Source organism: Pseudoxanthomonas sp. SE1 (genome assembly GCF_029542205.1).
In the GTDB taxonomy this organism is placed as follows: Bacteria; Pseudomonadota; Gammaproteobacteria; order Xanthomonadales; family Xanthomonadaceae; genus Pseudoxanthomonas_A.
Genome location: NZ_CP113783.1, coordinates 2045690 through 2062544 on the forward strand (window position 1 = coordinate 2045690; position 16855 = coordinate 2062544).

A 16855-nucleotide genomic window follows, 5' to 3' on the forward strand; every position below is an offset into this window, starting at 1 on the left:
GTCTGTTATTGCTCACGTTTTTCTGCAAGGGAGGCGGTGCAGCGCGGCTCGGAATGCGCAGAATCCGGCCCAATTTGATGGCGGTGTGGCCAGGTCTGACGCCTGAATGCTCTCGGTACCCTTCAGAACTTTACATTTTTGGGCGACTGAGCGTTTCTTGTTCCAATAGATTGATTTGTTTCGATAAACAAGGGGCCTTTGCATGACTGAGCGCTCGCATCGTCTCTCCATCCTGCGTCAGGAGGAGATCGATGAGCTGTGGGGCCAGCCGCGCTTCGATGCCCGGGACCGCGACTTGTACTTCGACCTCACACCGCAGGAGTTGGAGGTCGTGGTCCAGCGGCGTAATGCGGTCGGGATCCATTTTGTCCTGCAGCTGGGCTACTTCCATGCCCGGCGCATGTTCTTCGACCCCACCGGGGAGTCGGCCCGCGACGATATTGAGCACATCGTCGGCCGCTATTTTCCCGACCGTCGCCATCTGCCGCTTCCAGAACCGCCTTCGCGCCCAACGATGCAGTCGATCCAAGAGCAGATCCTGGAACTGCTGGGATATCGGCGGTGGACGGGCATGCGCCCTGCGCTGTTGGCGCGTCTGAACGAGTTGGCGATGCGGTCCACGCAGCCCAACTACCTTCTCCGAGAGGCCCTCAAATTCGTCGACCGCGAGCGGGTCGTCCGGCCGGCGTACTCCGCGCTGCAGGACCTTGTGGGCGAGGTGATGAACACCGAACGCGATCGTCTGACGACGAGCCTGCGCAAGGCACTCAAGCCCCCGGTGCGCAAGCTGCTCAATAGCCTGCTTGCGAACGACGGGTCGGTGAACAGCCTCGGCTTGCTCAAGCAGGACCTTCGAGACTTCAGCTACACCGCGCTGCGCGAAGAAGTTTCACGCCGCCAAACCTTCGCTCCGTTGTACGCCTTCGCCAAAGTATTCCTCAAGCAGGTGAACATCTCCCCGGAGAGCAGCAAGTACTACGCCTCCATGGTGATTTTCTACACGTTGTTCAAGCTCCAGCGCATGGACCCGCAGGTCGTCCACCTCTATCTGCTGTGCTTTGCGTTCCACCGCTACCGCCAGATCAACGACCACCTGGTGGAAGCGTTCATCACCCGCGTGGAGCTCTACACTCGAGACGCGCGAGCGGCGAGCGAGCAAGCCCTGCTGGAGACGATGGAAAAGAGCGTCCAGGGCCTCCATGGCGCGGGCAATGTGCTTGAGTTGTTCATCGACTCCAACATTCAGGACAAGACGCGGTTCGCCGCGGTGAAGGACAAGGCCTACCAGCTACTCCCGAAGGACCGTTTTGCGCCGGTGGCTGACTATCTTCGAGACATTGCGTTCGACAAGACGGCCTATCAATGGAAGGCGTACGGCGAGCTCTCGCAAGCGATCAAGAAGAACCTGCGGCACCTGTTCGCCGAGCTGGACTTCGACGGCCCGCATACCAACGAGGCGCTCCTGGAGGCGGTGGCTTTCTTTAAGAAGCTCCTTCGGGATGGCCGCTCGCCCAGGCAAGTCCCTCCGAAAGACTTTCCGACGCAGTTCATCTCCAAGCGCATTCGCCGCTATGTGTTCGTACCTGACGCCAAGGGCAAGCGGGAGCTGGACGTCGACCGCTACGAGTTTGCGCTCTACAGCGAACTGTGCGACGCGATTGCGGCGGGCAACGTGTTCATTCGCGACAGCAACGAAAACCGCGGCCTGGAAGATGACTTGATCGACGCCGAACGTTGGGAGAATGACAAAAACGCCATCCTCAAGTCGTTGGACGCACCTGTCCTGGAGAGGCCGATCGAGGAAACTCTGGCGTCACTTCGCGAGGAGCTGGAGGCGAAATACGCCAGCGTCAACGAGCGTATCCGGAACAAGAACAACGCACATTTCCAGCTGCGCGGCAAGAAAACCACGCGGTGGAAGCTCGAGTATCCGAAGGACGAGTCGCCCGGGGTGGGTGGCTTCTACGCCCAGTTGCCGATGATCGGCATCTCCGAGCTGCTGAAATTCGTCGCCGCCCAGACAGGGTTTCGCCAGCACTTTACCCATGTGCTTGAACGCTTCGCCAAGCAGCCGCTCGACGCACCGCAGCTCGATGCCGCCATCGTCGCGCTCGGAACGAATATGGGCCTGTTGAAGATGGCCGAAGTCGCCGATATGAAGTACTCCGGCCTGTCCACGACGGCTCGCAATTTCATTCGCCAGGAAACGCTGCGCGCGGCCAACGACGCCATCGCTAACGCCACCGCCAAACTGCCGGCCTTCAAGCTGTTCCACATACAGGAGCGCCTGCACTCGTCGAGCGACGGCCAGCGCTTTGAGACACAGGTAGACACCTACAAGGCACGGCATTCGCCGAAGTACTTTGGGCTGAAGAAAGGCATCAGCGTGGTGACGGCAGTGGCTAACCACATCCCAATTGCGGGCACGGTGATCGGAGCCCATGAGCATGAAAGCCACTACGTCTTCGACTTGCTCTTCAACAACACCAGCGAGGTTCGTCCGGAGCAACATTCCACCGACACGCACGGGACCAATCAGATCAACTTCTTTGCGCTCGATACCTACGGCTACCGCTTCGCGCCTCGCTATAAGGATGTTCGTTCGAAAACCGATCGGATGCTCGTTGGCTTCCGGGCACCCCGCGACTATGGGGACATGCTCATCAAGCCGTCCCGCAAGGTGAGGGAGGCGCTCATTGTCTCCGAATGGCCGAACATTCAGCGCATCATGGCCTCGCTCGGCCAGAAGCATGTGACGCAGGCGACGATCGTTCGTAAACTGAGCAGCTACGAGCTCCAGAACAAAACCAAGGAGGCTCTCTGGGAAATGGAGGGGATCCTTCGATCGCTCTATATCCTGGACTATATTGACGACGTCGAACTGCGCCAGTGCGTGCAGCGTGCGCTCAACCGTGGCGAGGCTTACCACCGGTTGCGGCGGGTGATCGCCTACGTCAACAATGGCAAGTTCCGGGTCACCACCGAAGAGCAACAGAAGATCTGGAACGACTGCGCGCGTCTCATCGCGAACGCTGTGATCTACTACAACACCGCGCTGCTGTCGATCATCTACGAAACCATGCTCGCTGCCGGAAACGCGGAGGCGATCGCACGATTGACGAAGGTATCGCCAGTGGCCTGGCAGAACGTCAACCTGTTTGGTGCGTTTGACTTCAGCGATTCGGAGGTGGACGTGGACCTCTCAGCGATTGCGTCCATCGTCGGAAACCCGCAGCTGTGGGGTGTCGTCGAATCGAACCTGGAAGGTGAGCTTTTCGATCAGTGAACGGCCATTTTCCCCGCGGAAATTGCTAACTTTACATTTCTGGGCGTTGGGTAAGATTGGCCAACATGTGCCACGAGGCGACCAGCGTCGGTTTGCCCGCATCCATCGGCGTGGGCAAGGGGACGGTCACGCTGGACGACTTCGCGCTGTGCGATGCGCTTTTCAGTTTCGGCCACAATCCGGGTACCAACCATCCGCGCATGCTGTCCACGCTGCGCGAGGTCTCGAAACGTGGCGTGCCCATCGTGGCGGTGAATCCGCTGCGCGAACGCGGGCTGGAGCGGTTCACCTCGCCACAGCATCCGGCGGAGATGTTGACCAACACCGCCACGCCGATTGCGCAGACCTACTACCAGGTCAGGATCGGCGGTGACCTGGCGTTGCTGAAAGGCATGATGAAGTGGCTGCTGGACGCCGATGCCACGGATCTTGCTGCAGGCGGGCAGGGTGTACTCGACCATGCCTTCATCGCTGGGCACACCGAGGGGCTGGATGCCTTGCGCGAGGACCTGGCGCGCACGACGTGGGACGAGATCGTCGAACACTCCGGCCTGTCGCGCGATGACATCGCCGACGCCGCGCGCCTCTATGCCAAGGCCGAGCGCGTGATCCTCTGCTACGGCATGGGCATGACCCAGCATCGGCGCGGTACCCAGAACGTGCAGCAGATGGCCAACCTGATGCTGCTGCGCGGGAACATCGGCAAGCCTGGCGCCGGCATCGCGCCGATCCGCGGCCACTCCAACGTGCAGGGCGACCGCACGGTGGGCATCACCGAGAAGCCGACGCAGGCGCTGGTCGATGCGATCAAGCGGACCTACGGCTTCGAGTTCCCGCTCACACACGGACACGATGCGGTGGAAGCGGTGCGGGCCATTCGCGACGGCCGTTCGCGGGCGCTCGTCTGCATGGGCGGCAACCTCGCTGTGGCCATGCCCGATCCGGACACGACGATCCCCGCGATGCGCAACCTCGACCTGGCCGTGCACATCGCCACCAAGTTGAACCGCTCGCACCTCATTCCGGCAAAGCAGGCCTTCCTGCTGCCCTGTCTCGGCCGCACCGAACGCGATGTGCAGGCCAGCGGGCTGCAGTCGGTGACGGTGGAGGACTCGATGTCGATGGTGCATGCCTCGCAGGGCGGCCTGACGCCGGCGTCGGAACATCTGCTCTCCGAACCGGCCATCGTCGCCGGCATCGCCAAGGCCACGTTGCCGCAGACCAGGGTGGACTGGGACGGACTGGTCGGCGACTACGACCGCATCCGCGACGATATCGAAGCGGTGCTCCCCATCTTCAGGGATTTCAACCGCCGCGTGCGCGAGCCGGGCGGATTCCGCCTGTACATCGGTGCATCCGAGCGCGACTGGGGCCCCGGCAGGAAGGCGCGCTTCCTGGTCGCCCCCGGCCTCGACGAAGATCCGGGCATCGACCGGCGCGAACTGCTGACGCTGACGACGATCCGTTCCCACGATCAATACAACACCACGATCTACGGTCTCGACGATCGCTACCGGGGCATCAGTGGCCGGCGCGATGTGGTGTTCCTGAATCGCGAGGACATGCGATCGCGTGGGCTGGAGCAGGGCGACAGGATCGAGGTGGCATCGCGGATGCATGGCGAGGGCGCCGCGACGCGCACGGTCTCAGGCTTCATCGCGGTCGAGTACGACCTGCCGCGCGGTTCGGCCGCCATGTACTACCCGGAAGGCAACCGGCTGGTGCCGCTGGACAGCCACGATCCGCAGTCGGGGACGCCGGCCTACAAGTCGATTCCCGTCGTCGTGCGGAAGCTGTGCGATCCGGACCCCCATGCCGGCTGAACGCATCGATGGATTGGCGGAGCGCGAGATCGTCGATGTTGCCGGTGGCGTGTCGACGGTCCGGCAGGACCAGCTGGCGGAGGAAGTCCCCCTGGCGGTCCACTGCAACGGCGAACCGTTGGCGGTGATGATGGTGTCGCCGCGCGACCTGGACGACTTCGCGTATGGATTTGCGCTGACCGAGCTGGGCCTTGCCGCCGACGATCTTGTGTCGATAGCCGCGCAGACATTGCTGGAAGGCATCCAGCTCGACCTTCGCACGCGCCATCCTTTGCCTGCGCGTGCCACGGGGCATCAACGCTGGCTGCCGGGGCGAAGTGGATGTGGCATCTGCGGCAACCGGAGTCTGGAAGACGTCATCAGGCAGCCAGCGTCCGTCGGGCATGGAGGCCCCATCGCCTCGTCCGCCTTGCATGCCGCATTGTTCGAACTCGAACAGCGGCAGCCACTGAATGCGGCTACCGGCGCGATACACGCGGCGGCATGGGCGGGGGCGGACGGGAAGGTGATGCTGGTGCGAGAGGATGTCGGACGCCACAACGCGCTAGACAAGCTGATCGGCGTGATGCAACGCGAAGGCACCGATACAGGATCGGGCTTCGCACTGATCACCAGCCGTGCGAGTTACGAGATGGCGGCGAAGGCTGCGGTCGCGGGAATGCCGCTGTTGGCGGCGATGTCGGCGCCCACTGCGTTGGCGGTGGATCTGGCAGGAAGGTGCGGCCTGACATTGGTGGGCTTTCTTCGTGGCAGCAGGCACGTGGTCTACAGCCATCCGTGGCGGCTTGAGCCAGCTTGAGCCAACTGCCGCCAACCTGAACTTCCAAAGGCGTGATTCAAGGAAGTTTTCCGTCGGGACGAGCCAAAGCCTGTTGAACGAGCGCGAACGGTGCGTGTGCGTCGGCCGTGGTCGGTCGGTGCATGCCGTCCCGCTTCGCGAGCAGTCGCCCGTGCTGGCGGTGCAGGGTTCCGGCATCCATCCTGGGCGGACGCTCGCGCTACCGGCGTTTGGACCTGCCCGGCCGTTTGACCGCGACCGAGGCGCGTGTCACCAGCTTGTGCGGGACAACATGGTTGACGATGTCCCGCGCGGACGCGTGTGGACGCCGGATTTCCCGCTGCAGGATGTCGATCGCGGCATCAGCCATGGACGCGATCGGCTGGTGGACGGTGGTGAGCTCCGGCCAGACCATGGTGGCCGCTGACGTATCGTCGAAGCCGACAACAGACAGGTCCCGCGGCACGTCGAGGCCGCGGCGATGCGCGACCGAGACCACGGCTGAGGCCATGTCGTCATTGCTGGCGAAAATCGCGGTAGGCGGCTGGGGCAACGCCAGCAGGTTCTCTGCCGCATCCAGGCCCGAGCGGTAGGTGAAGTAGCCTGGCTGGACGAGCGTTTCGTCGTATGCGAGGCCGGCCTCTGCCAGGGCATCCCGGTATCCCTGGAGGCGATGGGCGCTGGCGGTCTGGTTTGGATCGCCCTTGATATAGCCGATCCGCACATGTCCGTGGGTGATCAGATGTGCCGTGATGTCGTGGCTGGCACGATGGTCGTCGATGCGGACGCAGGAGATCATTTCGCTGAAGCGGCCCGAGGCGATCGAGACAACGGGCACGCCGGCGTGGATGAATTCCATGACAATCGCCTTGGACTCGCATAACGGTGGTGGCAGGATCACGCCCGCCACGCTCTTCGTCAGCTCGCGCGCCGCGCTGCGCTGGCTGTCCGCATCCAGCGTGTCCCAGGTCGCGATGACCAATTGTGCCGCCGCACGCGCCGAACCGCGCAGGGCACCCACCAGCAGTTCGCGCAGGTAGCTTGAGCTTGGATTGGTGTAGATAAGTGCAATGCACGTGTGCTGTGCCGCGGCAAGCGAACTCGCCGCCAGATTGGGCCTGTACCCGAGTTCGCGCACTGTCAGCATGACGCGCTCGCGGGTAGCGTCGCGTACCCCGCCATGCCCATTGATCACGCGCGATACCGTCATCGGCGAAACACCTGCGCGGGCCGCGACCTCGTCTATCGTGATCGCGCCGCCTTTTCGCCGGAACGACCTGCTGGCTTTATCCATTCCGTCCTGTCTCCTCCGATCCCCAACGGCCGGGCTGTGTGGCTACCGCATGCGCGCCGAGCGTCGCATGCAGGGGCAAACAAAGCACCTGCGATGTGCCAGCCAACACGCTGCGCCGGAATCGCGATTACATGGCAGCGCCCCTCGATCGCAGATGAAATCGCTTCCACCGACTCGCCGCAATGCCCGCATCGCGTAACGCGCACCGTGGCGCGTCCGGGATTGCTGCGGTGCATGGTGACAAGCACGGGGGCGCGTGATTAGTCTGCGCCGAACTCGATGGTAGCGCTACCACATTTGCTCGATCCGCCATCGATCCTGTCCTGGAAGTCGATTGAACGCTTTGTCGCCTTGCGACTCTGGAACACGCCTGGAAGGGCGTTTCCAACGGCAATGCAGTAACGGGCGCAGCCACCGCGCCCGGCAGGAAGCGCGGGTCTGCGCCCGCGAGGGGCCCTTGGGGAGGGCGACACATCCATTGATCGAACGAGAGAGGGGAGACCACATGAAAGAGTGCAGGTTCCGATGCCGCGCACCGAGCGAGGCCCAAGCCGTTGCGGAAGCGCGGGCACATGAATTCCGCGTTGCCGTTGGCCCTTCAATTCCAGACCTGAGGACATGCTGATGAGTCGCAAGTTGGCGAGGTTCAAGTCAACGGCCATGTTCACCTTCGTGGGTGGCGTACTGGTCATCAACCCCGCCTTCGGGCAGGAAACGCAGGCGCAAGCCGCCCAACAGGCACAAGAGCAGACCGCGCCCGACGCGACAACGCTGGACACCGTCGTGGTCACGGGCCTGCGCAACAGCCTCAGCCAGGCGATGGACATCAAGCGCGATTCCGCAGGCGTCGTGGATGCGATCAGTGCGGAAGACATCGGCAAATTCCCGGACACGAACCTCGCTGAATCCCTGCAGCGCATCACCGGCATCTCGATCGAGCGTCGCGATGGCGAAGGCGCGCAGGTCACGGCGCGCGGCTTCGGTCCCCAGTTCAACATGGTCACGCTCAACGGCCGGCAGATGCCGGGTGCGGACGCGTTCGGTGCTTCCGGACAGGTCGCCATCGGTGGCGTGGACGGCGGCACGCGCGCATTCAACTTCGCGCAGCTCGCGGCCGAAGCGATCAACGGCATCGAGGTCTACAAGACCAGCCAGGCGCAGGTGCCCAGTGGCGGCATCGGCGCCACCATCAACATCCTGACCGCACGACCGTTCAACTACGACGGCGTGGTGGCCAGCGCCGGCGCCAAGGTGGTTTCCGACCAGAGCCAGCCGTTCGACAACGACTTCACGCCGGAACTGTCGGGCATTTTCAGCTACACCAACCCGGACAAGACGTTCGGCGTGAGCCTGAGTGCGAGCCACCAGAAGCGCAAGGGTGGCTCGGTGCAGGCGACCGAGAACTACTGGAACGTGCAGCCGTGGACCGGGACGATGCCGGGCGATCCGACGGTGGTCAATGCGCCGGCCATCGGCGATCTGTACGCACGCCCCAATGATCTGCGCTATGCGTTCTCCGACTTCGAGCGCGAGCGCGTGAATGGCCAGGCCGTGGTGCAGTTCGCGCCGACCGACAGCCTGACCCTGACGCTGGACTACACCTATTCGACCAACGAGATCACCGAGAATCGCGGCGAACAGGCGATGTGGCTGCAGAACAGCAACTACACGGACATCGAGTTCGACACCAGCGGGGCCGTCGCCACGCCCATCTACATCCGCGAGATCGCCGGCACCAAGGATTTCGGCCTCGAACAGCAACGCAGCATGCAGAAGTACAAGCTCGGGTCGCTGGGCCTGAATGCGACATGGGATGTCAGCGACAGGTTCCGCCTGAGCTTCGATGCCCACAATTCGAAGAACGAAAGCCGGCCCAACGACCCGCTCACCGGCGGCGGCTCGATCTTCATGAGCATCGCCGGCACCAACAATTGCACCACCGGCCCGCATTGCGGCGGCTCGTGGGTGCAGGAGCTGGTGTTCAACAACGGCCTGCCGATCGGCACGCAGACCTGGTACCCGACCACCGACGACGCGATCGCCGGGACCAACGGCGTGGTCAATCCCGGATTCGTGGAGGGCGAGATCGGCTCGCAGGTGCTTCGCGTCAATGCGCAGACCCAGGTCAGCGAGATCAAGCAGGCGCGCATCGACGGCGAGTGGAGCTTCGACCAGGGCCGGTTCCAGTTCGGCGTGGACACGAACAAGTCCACGACGCATCGCATCCAGGCGGCGGAAGCATATTCCACGCTGGGCGACTGGGGCGTGGCCAACGTGGATTCGGACACGGCGGCTGGACTGGTGGACCTTCTCCGACCGGTCAACCTCGTCGGACTGTTCGATGATTACAACGCCACCAGCTGGCCGGCGTGGCGCGGCAACGCGGCCGAGCTCGCGCAGTGGGCGGCGGACCAGTATGGCGTGGGGTTGGGCGTGAGTCCGCAACGCGCGGCCGACAACCGGGTGGAGGAGAAGACCCATTCGGCGTACTTCCAGGTGGAACTGGAGGGCGAGTTGGGTGGCATGCGTACCAATACCCGGCTTGGCGTGAGGTACGAGACGACGGACGTCGTGTCGACCTCCGTGATCGCCATTCCCGAGGCCATCGAGTGGCAGGCCAACAACGACTTCCGCATCGTGCTGTCCGACGAACAGCAGCCCTTCAGCGAGAAGGCCAGCTACAGCTACATCCTGCCGAACCTGGACTTCAGCATCGATTTCACCGATGAACTGAAGGGGCGGGCGTCATTCGGCAAGAGCATCGCGCGTGCCCCCTACGGCAACCTGTACGCCGGCCCCGGCGCGCAGCAGCCCTTCGGTTCGGTGCTGCTCGATCCCTCCGTCCGCGCAAGCGGGAACGCGCAGAATCCGAGCCTGAAGCCGCTGGAATCGGACAACCTCGACCTGGCGCTGGAGTGGTACTTCGCCGATGCGAGCTACGTGTCGCTGACCTACTGGAACAAGTCGGTCGACAACTTCATCGGCAATACCGTCGGCCAGGAATCCCTGTACGGTTTGAGGGATCCCACCTCGGGCCCGGATGCGCAGGCCGCACTGGACTTCCTCACCAGTGCCGCGTGCGTGACCCAGGTGGGGGCCGCCAACGCGGCCGCGTGTTCCGCCAACGACACGTCGCTGTTCACCGCCCTTGCGCTGCTGCGCAATGATCCGGCCGGGTTGGCCGCGTTCGACGGTACCGGTGCGCAGACGCTGGCGACCGAAGCCGCCTACAACCTGTATGGCGAAGCCGACGATCCGCTGTACATGTTCAACGTCAATCGGCCAATCAACCAGAACCAGTCCAAGCTGCATGGCTGGGAACTCGGTGGCCAGTACTTCTTCGGCGACAGTGGCTTCGGCATCCTGGCCAACTACACCGTCGTGCGGGGTGACGTGGGCTACGACGATGGCGGCGATCCGGCCATCGACCAGTTCGCGCTGACCGGTCTCAGCGATACGGCCAACGCCATGTTCATGTACGAAAAACATGGTTGGTCGGTGCGTCTGGCGTGGAACTGGCGCGACGAGTACCTGATCCTCGCCAACCAGGGCGCGAGCCGCAATCCCTACTACGTGGAAGAGTACGAACAGTGGGACCTGAGCGTGAACTACACGCTCAACGACCACTGGTCGTTCGGGTTGGAGGCGATCAACCTGACCGGCGAGGACGTGCGCTGGCGCGCACGTACCGACCAGATGATCGTCAAGCTGGCCGACCAGAGTCCGCGCTACATGGTGGGCGTCCGCTACAAGTTCTGACCTTGGCGATAGCCGCCCTCTCCGGATGTCGCCGAGCGGGACCGCTGCGTGAGCAGCGGTCCCTTTTATCGAGGCGCGCAACCCCGGAGGGTGTCTCGAAGAAGTTCCGCCAGCGCTGTATTGTGGGATAGCTCCCGACCGAACCGAGCGAGAAGATGGCCCGCTACGAACTCCTCAACAACGTTTCACACCGGGACATGCGTATCGCCACCGGCTTCGGCCCCGAGTACGGCGATGACGTGGGCATGGTGCCGGCGTTCCCGAGCGAATTCGCGGAACTGCAGCGGGAATATCCGATCTTCCTGCGGAAAGACCCGGGTACGGGTGAGTGGCAATCCGTCGTGCTGCTGGGCTTCGAGCAGCGCGAGAACCTGTTCCTGCAGGATGGCCGGTGGAATGCGTCCTATCTCCCGGGTGCCGCCGCCAGGGGGCCGTTCCTGATCGGTTTCCAGGAACAGCGCATCGATGGCGAACTCATGCAGGAAGCGGTGATGCACGTGGACCTTGACCATCCCCGCGTCAACTTCGCCGCGGGCGAGCCGGTCTTCCTGCCGCAGGGTGGCAACACACCCTATCTCGAACACGTCGCCAACGTCCTGCGCGGGATCCGCGACGGCAGCGCCTACGGCGCGGCGATGTTCGCCGCGCTGGAAGAAAAAGGCCTGATACAGCCCGTCAACCTCGACGTACAGCTGGACGAGCGGCATCGTGTGTCCGTCAATGGGCTGCACGGCATCGACCGGGAACGCCTGGCCATGCTGGACGGGCAAGCGCTGCTGGAACTGAACCGTGCGGGCTATCTGGAAGGTGCGTACCTGATGCTGGCATCGCTGCACAACGTGCGTCGCCTGATGGCCGAAAAGCAGCGTCGCCTGCGCGCGCAGGATGCCGCCGTTCCAGCCGGCAAGAACTGACGCCATGGCCGACGGCACGGCGATGCGCACGCTGGAGAACCTCAGCGCCGATGCGCTGCCGCTGGACGCATTGATGGCCGAAGGCCAGCCCGTGGTGCTGAAGGGCATCGCGCGCGCGTGGGGGCTGGTGCAGGCGGGGTTGCGGTCCACGCGCGAGGCGATGGACTATCTGCGCGGCTTCGATGCCGGTGTCCCCGTGCAGTATTCGTTCGGTGGCCCGGACATCGCAGGGCGTCCCTTCTACAACGAGGACTTCACGCGGCTCAACGTCGAAGTCCGGCGCGGCCTGCTCGCGCAGGTGCTGGACGAGATCGGCCGACATCTGGAGGATGCGCGACCACCGACCTACTACGTGGCATCGCTGCTGGTCGATCGCGCGCTTCCGGGTTTCACGCAGGACAACGATCTGGGGTTGGCTGGATACGGGATCGATGCGCCACCCGGCATCTGGATAGGCAACCGGGTGGTGGCGTCCTGCCATTTCGACGCACCCGACAACCTTGCCTGCTGTGCGGTGGGGCGGAGGCAGTTCACCCTGTTCCCGCCCGAGCAGATCGAGAATCTCTACCCGGGCCCGTTCGAGCCCACGCCCGGCGGCCAGGTCGTCAGCGTGGTCGATTTCGATCATCCCGACCCTGAGCGCCATCCGCGATTCAGTCGGGCGCTGGCCGCCGCGCAGACCGCGTTGCTGGAACCCGGCGACGCCATCTTCATCCCCAGCATGTGGTGGCACCACGTGCGCAGCCTCGGGCCCTTCAACGTGCTGGTGAACTACTGGTGGCGCCGTTCGCCGGCGTTCCTGTCTTCACCCTTGCCGGCGCTGCACCATGCGCTGTGGACGCTGCGCGACCTCCCGGAACGCGAGAAGCAGGCGTGGGCGAAGGTCTTCGCGTACTACGTGTTCGGTCCCGCCGGGCAGGCAGGGGAACACCTGCCTGCGCAGGCGCGCGACATGCTGGGACCCATCGACGAGACGCAGGCGCGGCGTATCCGCGCCATGCTGATCGGTCGCCTCAATCGCTGACACCTGGAGCAACCACAGTGGACTCTCCCAACATGCCGGAAGGTCAGATCCGCAAGGTGGTCATCGCCGGTGGCGGTACCGCAGGCTGGCTGGCCGCCTGCGCACTGTCGCACCAGTTCCGCGACCGGCTGGACATCACCCTGGTGGAATCCGAGCAGATCGGCACTGTAGGCGTGGGAGAATCCACGGTACCGCCCATCCGCACGTTCCATCGCTTCCTGCAGATCGACGAGCAGGAGTTCCTGCGTGCAGTGGCCGGCACGTTCAAGCTCTCGATCTCGTTCGAGAACTGGCGCCGTCCAGGCGAGCGCTACATCCATCCCTTCGGCATCACCGGACAAGGCACGTGGGCGGCGGCGTTCCACCATTTCTGGCTGGACAGCCTGCGTCGTGACATGCCGTCGGACCTCGGCGACTTCTGCCTTGAGACGCTGGCCTCGCGAGGCGACCAGTTCTCGCTGCAGACCCAACCGCAGGTCAACTACGCGTACCACTTCGATGCCGGCCTCTACGCGAAATTCCTGCGCCGCATCGCCGAGGGCTACGGGCTCCGGCGCGTGGAGGGCAAGATCCGCGAGGTGCGGCAGCACGCGCACGATGGTGGAGTGCAGGCGCTGGTGCTGGAAGACGGGCAGGTCATCGAAGGCGATCTGTTCATCGATTGCACTGGGTTCCGGGGACTGCTGATCGAGCAGACGCTGGGTACCGGCTACGAAGACTGGAACGCATGGCTGCCCAGCGACCGGGCGGTCGCCGTGCAGACCGAGTCCGTCGGGCCGCCCGTGCCATACACCCGCGCCATCGCGCACGAGGCCGGCTGGCGTTGGCATATCCCGCTGCAGCATCGCGTGGGGTGTGGCCTCGTGTTCTCCAGTCGCCACATGTCCGACGACGAGGCGCGCGCCAAGCTGCTGCGCGATGCCGGCGCGCCGGCGATCCGCGATCCCTGGCTGGTGCCGTTCCGTACCGGACGCCGGTTGAAGGCATGGAACAAGAACGTGGTCGCACTGGGCCTGGCCAGCGGTTTCATCGAGCCGCTCGAATCGACCAGCATCCACCTGGCCATCAGCGCGGTGGTGCGGCTGGTCCAGCTGTTCCCGTTCGACGGCATCGCCTCGTCGCTGGTCGAGCTGTACAACGAGGTGAGCCGCGCGGAGATGGAGCACGTGCGCGACTTCATCATCCTCCATTACCACGCCACGCAGCGCGACGAGCCGATGTGGAAGGCGTGCCGTGAGATGCCGCTGCCGGACTCGCTGGAAATCCGCCTGCGCGCATGGCGCGAGCGCGCGCATGCCTGGCAGGATCCTGACGAACTGTTCCGGGTCGATTCGTGGACCCACGTACTGCTGGGGCAGGGCATCCAGCCGGGGCCGCCGCATCCGTTGGCGCGCGCGCTCGCGGACGACGACCTGCGCAAACTGCTGGATTCCATCCGCCAGCCCATCGAGCGTGCGGTCGCCGGCATGCCATCGCAGCAAGCCTTCATCGACCGCTACTGCAAGGCCGGCCCCGAGGTGTGGGGAAACCGGCCCGTGCCGCGCTAGCCGGACGCAGGGACGGCGATGCTGTTGGCCCGCCATCCGGATATCCGGATAACCCGCCAGCTGGTCGGGCGCGAGGGCGCGCCACTGCTGGTCATCGACAACCTGCTGGCCGATCCGGAGCGGATGCTGCGGAAAGCGGCCACGCGGCACTACGTGAAGCAGTCGTCGATGTTTCCCGGCATCCGCGCGCCCGCGCCGGTTTCCTACCAATCGTTCCTGGAGGCGACGCTCAACCCGCTGCTGCGCGAGTGCTTCGATCTGGCGCCGGGTCGCTTCGTGTTTCCGATGTGTCATTTCTCGCTGGTCACGCAGCCGCCGGCCACGTTGCACTTCCTGCAGCGCGTGCCGCACATCGATTCGGTGAGCAGCGGAGGTCTTGCGACAGTGCACTACCTGTTCCGCGGCGCGTGGGGCGGTACGGATTTCTACCGGCATCGCCATACCGGGTTCGAGTATGTCGACGAAAGCCGCCATGCGGCGTACTTCGAGCGACTGGCGCAGGAAAGTGATAAGGACGCCATGCCAAGGGTTGGCTACATCGACGGGGACACGCCGTTGTTCGAGCGGGTCGCCAGCGTGGAGGGCGTGTTCAACCGGCTCATCGTGTACCGGAGGAACGCGCTGCACTCGGGCAGGATCGGCAACGACCGGGTGCTGCCGTCGGACCCGATGCAGGGGCGGCTGTCGATCAACGCGTTCATCGATGTGGTGACCTGAGCGAGGCTGCTGCCTCGGGTCCAAATCGTTGTTCTGCATGGGATTCTGCGGTGCAGCACGCTTTTTTGGCAGGTGCTGGTTACAGTGTCGCCGTCACGGCAGAGGGCGACGTTGCCGTGCGGGAAGAGGGAGCGGTTGAGCGGTTCCCTTTTTTTACCGGACAAAATGGTAGCGCTAACTTTTCGTGTGTTGGAGGTCGTGGTCGATGGCTTTTACTGCCGGAATCGATGCAGGCACGCAAAGCCTGAAGGTGGTGGTCTACGACGCTGCCGCGCGCGCCCTCGTGGCCACGGCCAGCGCGCCGCTCGACTTGATGGGCGGCGACGACGGCCGCCGCGAGCAGCACCCCGCCGACTGGGTGGCCGCGATGCAGGCCTGCTTCGACCGCATTGATCCGGCCGTGCGTGCGCGCATCGTGGCGTTGTCGGTATCGGGCCAGCAGCACGGCTTCGTGCCGCTCGATGCGGAAGGCAATGTGCTGGCCCCGGCCAAACTGTGGTGCGACACCAGCACGACCGCCGAGTGCGCGCAGATCATGGATGCCGTGGGCGGTTCGACAGCGACGATTGCGCTTGCGGGCAATCCGATCCTGGCCGGTTACACCGCCTCGAAGCTGCCGTGGACGAAGACGCATCGTCCCGATGCCTACGCACGGCTGGCGACCATCCTGCTGCCGCACGACTACCTCAACTTCGTGCTGACCGGCCAGCGCTTCTGCGAGTACGGCGATGCCTCCGGCACCGGCTGGCTCGATGTCCGCACGCGCACCTGGTCGGCCGAGCTGCTGCATGCGACGGATGCGGAGCGCGATCTCGCTGAGTGCCTGCCGCCGATCGCGGCCCCGGATGCGCTGTTCGACATCAATCCCACCGCAGCCGCGCGACTGGGCCTTCCGGCGACGGCGAAGGTCGCCGTCGGGGGCGGCGACAACATGATGGCGGCCATCGGCACCGGCTGCGTGGAAGAGGGCCGGCTGGCGATGAGCCTGGGCACCTCGGGCACGCTGTTCGCCTATTCGGACACGCCCGTGGTCGATCCCGATGGCGCCTGGGCCGCGTTCTGCTCCTCCACCGGCGGCTGGCTGCCGCTGATCTGCACGATGAACTGCACGGTGGCAACCGAACAGGTGGCCAAGGCCTTCGGCTTCAGCACGCGCGAGGGCGATGCGCACCTGCATGCCACGCCGCCCGGCGCGGACGGGCTGGTGATGCTGCCCTTCCTCAACGGTGAGCGCACGCCGGACCTGCCGCGGGGCAAGGGCGTGCTGGCCGGGATGGACACGAACAACCTGACCGCCGCGCACGTCTACCGCGCCGCGATGGAAGGGGCGACCTACAGCCTGAAGTACGGCTTCGATGCCTTCGTGCGCGCGGGCATGTGCTTCGATCGCATCGTGCTGACCGGCGGCGGCAGCAACAGCGCGGCGTGGCGGCAGATGGTGGCCGATGTGTTCGGCCTGCCGGTGGAGGTGCCCGTGCAGTCCGAGGGTGCGGCCTTCGGTGCGGCCCTGCAGGCGCTGTGGGCGCTGGGTCGTGCAGAAGGCGAGGGCGCGTCCATTGCCGACATCACGCACGAGCACATCGCCTTCGATGCGGCCTTGTCCGCCACGCCCGATGCGTCCCGCGCGCAGGCCTATGCGACGGCCTACACCCGCTTCCTCCAGCACCTCGATGCCGTCACCCCGCTGCAACGCGGCTGACGTCCCCCCCGCGA

At 64.6% G+C, this 16855-nt stretch carries 10 protein-coding genes; 9 read left to right on the forward strand and 1 reads right to left on the reverse strand.

The features are described 5' to 3' along the window. The first annotated feature begins 202 nt into the window (after positions 1-202). From OY559_RS09680 to fdhD, 3 genes are all read left to right on the forward strand, one after another. Positions 203-3286: a Tn3 family transposase gene (locus OY559_RS09680; RefSeq protein ID WP_277726211.1), complete on the forward strand. Its 3084-nt coding sequence runs from the start codon at positions 203-205 to the stop codon at positions 3284-3286. Between the two features lie 65 nt (positions 3287-3351). Beyond that, positions 3352-5109: an FdhF/YdeP family oxidoreductase gene (locus OY559_RS09685; RefSeq protein WP_277729818.1), complete on the forward strand. Its 1758-nt coding sequence runs from the start codon at positions 3352-3354 to the stop codon at positions 5107-5109. Next, positions 5099-5908: a formate dehydrogenase accessory sulfurtransferase FdhD gene (gene fdhD, locus OY559_RS09690; protein WP_277729819.1), complete on the forward strand. Its 810-nt coding sequence runs from the start codon at positions 5099-5101 to the stop codon at positions 5906-5908. Before OY559_RS09685 ends, fdhD begins: the two co-directional genes overlap by 11 nt. A gap of 199 nt (positions 5909-6107) precedes the next feature. Here the strand turns inward: fdhD and OY559_RS09695 are convergent, their stop codons facing one another. Next, positions 6108-7181 (reverse strand): LacI family DNA-binding transcriptional regulator, encoded by a 1074-nt coding sequence (locus OY559_RS09695; protein WP_277729820.1) that lies wholly within the window; start codon positions 7179-7181, stop codon positions 6108-6110. A gap of 624 nt (positions 7182-7805) precedes the next feature. On the opposite strand from OY559_RS09695, the gene OY559_RS09700 reads away from it, so the two are divergent. The 6 genes from OY559_RS09700 (at position 7806) to xylB (ending at position 16841) form a co-directional block, all read left to right on the forward strand. Then, entirely contained in the window at positions 7806-10940 is a 3135-nt protein-coding gene (locus tag OY559_RS09700) for a TonB-dependent receptor (protein ID WP_277729821.1), read from the forward strand. A 155-nt stretch (positions 10941-11095) separates the two neighbouring features. After that, entirely contained in the window at positions 11096-11854 is a 759-nt protein-coding gene (locus OY559_RS09705; protein ID WP_277729822.1) for a SapC family protein, read from the forward strand. Positions 11855-11858: 4 nt separating this feature from the next. Then, the gene (locus OY559_RS09710; protein ID WP_277729823.1) at positions 11859-12878 is read left to right on the forward strand and encodes a cupin-like domain-containing protein; all 1020 of its coding nucleotides are present in this window, start codon (positions 11859-11861) and stop codon (positions 12876-12878) included. Between the two features lie 32 nt (positions 12879-12910). Beyond that, positions 12911-14425: a tryptophan halogenase family protein gene (locus OY559_RS09715; RefSeq protein WP_277729969.1), complete on the forward strand. Its 1515-nt coding sequence runs from the start codon at positions 12911-12913 to the stop codon at positions 14423-14425. Between the two features lie 18 nt (positions 14426-14443). Continuing rightward, on the forward strand, positions 14444-15142 hold the full coding sequence (locus OY559_RS09720; protein WP_277729824.1) for a DUF6445 family protein: 699 nt from the start codon (positions 14444-14446) through the stop codon (positions 15140-15142). 205 nt (positions 15143-15347) lie between these two features. Continuing rightward, positions 15348-16841, forward strand: coding sequence for a xylulokinase (gene xylB, locus OY559_RS09725; protein ID WP_277729825.1), 1494 nt, complete (start codon positions 15348-15350; stop codon positions 16839-16841). Positions 16842-16855: the final 14 nt, after the last annotated feature.